This is a genomic window from Dietzia sp. DQ12-76, assembly GCF_014145045.1.
Classification (GTDB): domain Bacteria; phylum Actinomycetota; class Actinomycetes; order Mycobacteriales; family Mycobacteriaceae; genus Dietzia.
In genome coordinates, this window is the sequence record NZ_JAALDV010000177.1 from 1 (window position 1) to 3,108 (window position 3,108).

The window sequence follows — 3,108 nt, forward strand, 5'->3', positions numbered from 1 at the left end:
GCCACCGGTGCGGGTGCGGAGGTCGAGGACGACGCCGCCGCGTCACTCGTGGACGATGGCGAGATTCTCCTATTGGCGACGGGTCTGAGCTGGGGATACGCCGACCGAGCGCTGAACTCGACGCCTCTGGGGCTCGTCCTGCGCCGCGGCGACCGGGTGGTGATCCGGGGCCCGTCGGGATCCGGCAAGAGTACGCTGGCGCGGGTCCTGGCAGGGCTTGACACACCTCTGACCGGACGCGTGCGGGCGCCGGGAGGGGACCTGGCGAGACTCGACCGACCCCACTGTCGCGAGCAGGTGATCTACCTCGCCCAGGACGCCAGAGTGTTCGCCACCACTCTACGAGACGATCTGCTCGTGGCCCGGGGTGATGCGACCGATCAGGAGCTTCTGCGCGTCTTGGACGAGGTCGGTCTCGGCGGGTGGGTCGCCGGCCTGCCGGACGGACTGGACACGGTGCTGGAGGGCGGGGGTGACGCCGTCTCCGGCGGACAGCGGCGACGGATCCTGCTCGCGCGGGCCCTTCTGGTCTCCGCGCCGGTCGTGATTCTCGACGAGCCCACCGAGCATCTCGAGGCTGGGGATTCGGGCTCGGTCCTCCGTCGGATCTGCGAGTGCGGTCCGGGCGGTCTGTTCGGGCCGGACCGGGCGGTCGTCGTGGTCACCCATGATCGCTCGACCCGGGTGAGGGCGACGAAGGAGATCGAACTCTAGGGAGCGGTCAGCCGGCGACCCGCCTCAGCCGCGCAGACATGTGCGGGACCAGGCCCCGCTCCGGGTGGACGCGCTCTTCCACCCACCCCAGGTCGCCGCCCTCCACGATCCCGTAGAGGCGTTTTGCGCCGCCTCGCTCCGGGCCGGTGGGGGAGGCCAACACCACGTCGGTCGCCATCTCCCACGCGGCCTGGTTGATCGGCGTGCCGTAGTACATCTCGATCACTCCGGAGGCGTGTGCCACGAGGAACTCGAGCCGGTCGTCGGCGGAGATCCGCCAGAATCCCGACTCCCGGTAGGCGGGGTCGTCCACCGCTCCGCCCGAGTCGTAAGTCCAGGCCCGGGAGCTCCAGCTCAGGTAGTTCTCCCCGTCGTGCGCCACGACGATCTGCTGGCCGAAGCGGTGCTCCCCCCGGTCGGCGGTGTCCGCCTCGCCCTCGCCTTCCCAGACCCCCACCAGGGGGAGCAGCGCGAGGAGGCCAGGGTGCAGGTCCGGTCCGAATCGGAGGTTGGCCGTGTCCTCGGGGATCGGGAGCTCGGAGAAGGCCGGGATGTTCCGGCCGGCGGTCTGCTCTGAACGCCGCGCCGCGGCATCGACCGCCGCGTTCGCGGATCCGCGCACGACCGAACCGCCGTCTCCCCCCTCGGGGGTGGACGGCGTGGGGTCGACCGCGCCGGTGGGGTCGCTGTCCGTCACGACTCGTCGGTCACCGTGCGGTACACGATGTAGCAGGTGGCCCACAGGATGGCCAGCGTGCAGAGGACGAGGAGGATCTCGAAGAAGAGCACCATGGCGTAATTCTAACCCCGGGGCCGTCAGCCGAGTGAGATGCGGGCGTCGATCGAGTGGATGAGGCAGTCGTCCGAGGGGACCACGAAGTCCTCGCTGACCCGCGCCCGGAGTCCCACGACGGTCACGAGGGTGAAGTCCGCGTGTACGACGCCCTCGCGCCCCGGGGGGTCGACGGTGATGACGATGTCGCGCACCTCCCGGATCGTCGAGTACTGCAGGTGCAGATGCAGGTCCCACCTGAGGTGGTCGGCGCCGAACCCCGTCTTGAACCCGTTCTCGCGACGGACGCAGTCGGGGGCGAAGGGCACCCGGAACGCCGCCGCGGGGAGCGTGAGCGCCGTGAGGTACATCCGCACCGCCGCCTCGCGCTCGGCGGGCGAGTACGGGCCGGGGTGGTCGGGTACCTGCGGGACCGCACCGCGACGCTGGTCGATGCCGACGAGGACGGCGGAGGCCACGGAGGCGCCGAGCGCCACGACGGAGGCACGTGCGGCCATGCCGAGCGCTCTGGAGAGAAGTGACATGCCCAGAGATTAGCGACTCGATCGCCCGGGCGGGGCGGGGAGAATCCTCACCTCTCGACGGGGACACCGATGAGCGAGCCGTACTCGACCCAGCTGCCGTCGTAGTTGACCACTGAGGGCTGGTCGAGGAGCTCGTGGAGGACGAACCACGTGTGGCTGGAGCGCTCCCCGATCCGGCAGTAGGTCACCACGCGACGGCCGGGCTGGTCGAGGAGATCCGCGTAGATCTCCCTGAGGTCGGCGTCCGTCCGGAAGGTGCCGTCGCGGGTCACCGCGCGGTTCCAGGGAATGCTCACGGCGCCCGGGATGTGGCCGCGCTGACGACCGCCCTCCTGTGGCAACCCGGCCGGCGCCGCGAGGCGGCCGGTGTACTCGTCGACGGAGCGCACGTCCACGAGTGCGTCGGTGCCCAGGCCCGCCAGGACGTCGTCGCGGAACGCGCGGATCGACAGGTCCTGCGGGTCGGCGACGTAGTCGGTCACGGGTCGTCGGGGCAGATCGGTCGTGAGCGGCAACCCGTCGCGCTCCCAGCGCATTCTGCCCCCGTCGAGCAGTCGCACGTCGGCGTGGCCGTACAGCCGCAGGTACCAGTACGCGTAGGCCGCGAACCAGTTGTGATTACCGCCGTAGACCACCACGGTGTGGTCGCGGGTGATGCCGCGTGCGGACAGGAGCTCGGCGAACCGCTCGCGGCCGACGAGATCTCGCGCGTACTCCTCCTGCAGCTCCGTCCGCCAGTTCAGTGCGACGGCACCGGGGATGTGACCGTCCGTGTGGTACGCCGCCACGTCCTCGTCGACCTCGAGGAAGACCACCGAGTCGTCGTCGAGGCGCGATTCGGCCCAGCGTGTGCTGACCAGTACGTCGTCGCGACTCATGTCGGCGAGTCTAGTGGTCCGGTCGGGCCAGGCCCCCGAGTGCCGTTGCGCCCGGGGCGCCGGTGCCCGCGGCGGTGATCGTCCCGCCCCTCACGGTGAGGGTCTCCACCGCGACGCCGAGGGGCAGGACGTCCGGGGGGAGCGTGAGCGCGGTTCGTCGCAGCGCCAGGTCGGGATCCTGGTCTGGGAGGCCGGAGGG

General features: G+C 70.9%; 4 protein-coding genes and 1 pseudogene. 1 reads left to right on the forward strand and 4 read right to left on the reverse strand.

From position 1 onward, the window contains the following. Positions 1-714, forward strand: a 714-nt coding sequence (locus G6019_RS07355; RefSeq protein WP_182627313.1) for an ATP-binding cassette domain-containing protein, incomplete at its 5' end; no start/stop codon positions are given. Positions 715-721: 7 nt separating this feature from the next. Here the strand turns inward: G6019_RS07355 and G6019_RS07360 are convergent. The 4 genes and pseudogenes from G6019_RS07360 to G6019_RS07375 form a co-directional block, all read right to left on the reverse strand. Continuing rightward, positions 722-1,411, reverse strand: coding sequence for an FABP family protein (locus G6019_RS07360; RefSeq protein ID WP_182613618.1), 690 nt, complete (start codon positions 1,409-1,411; stop codon positions 722-724). Positions 1,412-1,530: 119 nt separating this feature from the next. Beyond that, on the reverse strand, positions 1,531-2,031 hold the full coding sequence (locus tag G6019_RS07365) for a hypothetical protein (RefSeq protein WP_182613619.1): 501 nt from the start codon (positions 2,029-2,031) through the stop codon (positions 1,531-1,533). Between the two features lie 47 nt (positions 2,032-2,078). Further along, positions 2,079-2,909: a sulfurtransferase gene (locus tag G6019_RS07370; RefSeq protein ID WP_107755804.1), complete on the reverse strand. Its 831-nt coding sequence runs from the start codon at positions 2,907-2,909 to the stop codon at positions 2,079-2,081. Positions 2,910-2,919: 10 nt separating this feature from the next. Next, a pseudogene (locus G6019_RS07375) lies at positions 2,920-3,108 on the reverse strand (DUF2993 domain-containing protein); the annotation flags it as partial.

What these genes read in the sequence shown, in the direction of transcription:
- G6019_RS07365 (WP_182613619.1), bottom strand. Translation starts at nt 2,031, where the DNA reads ATGTCACTTCTCTCCAGAGCGCTCGGCATGGCCGCACGTGCCTCCGTC.
- G6019_RS07370 (WP_107755804.1), bottom strand. Translation starts at nt 2,909, where the DNA reads ATGAGTCGCGACGACGTACTGGTCAGCACACGCTGGGCCGAATCGCGC.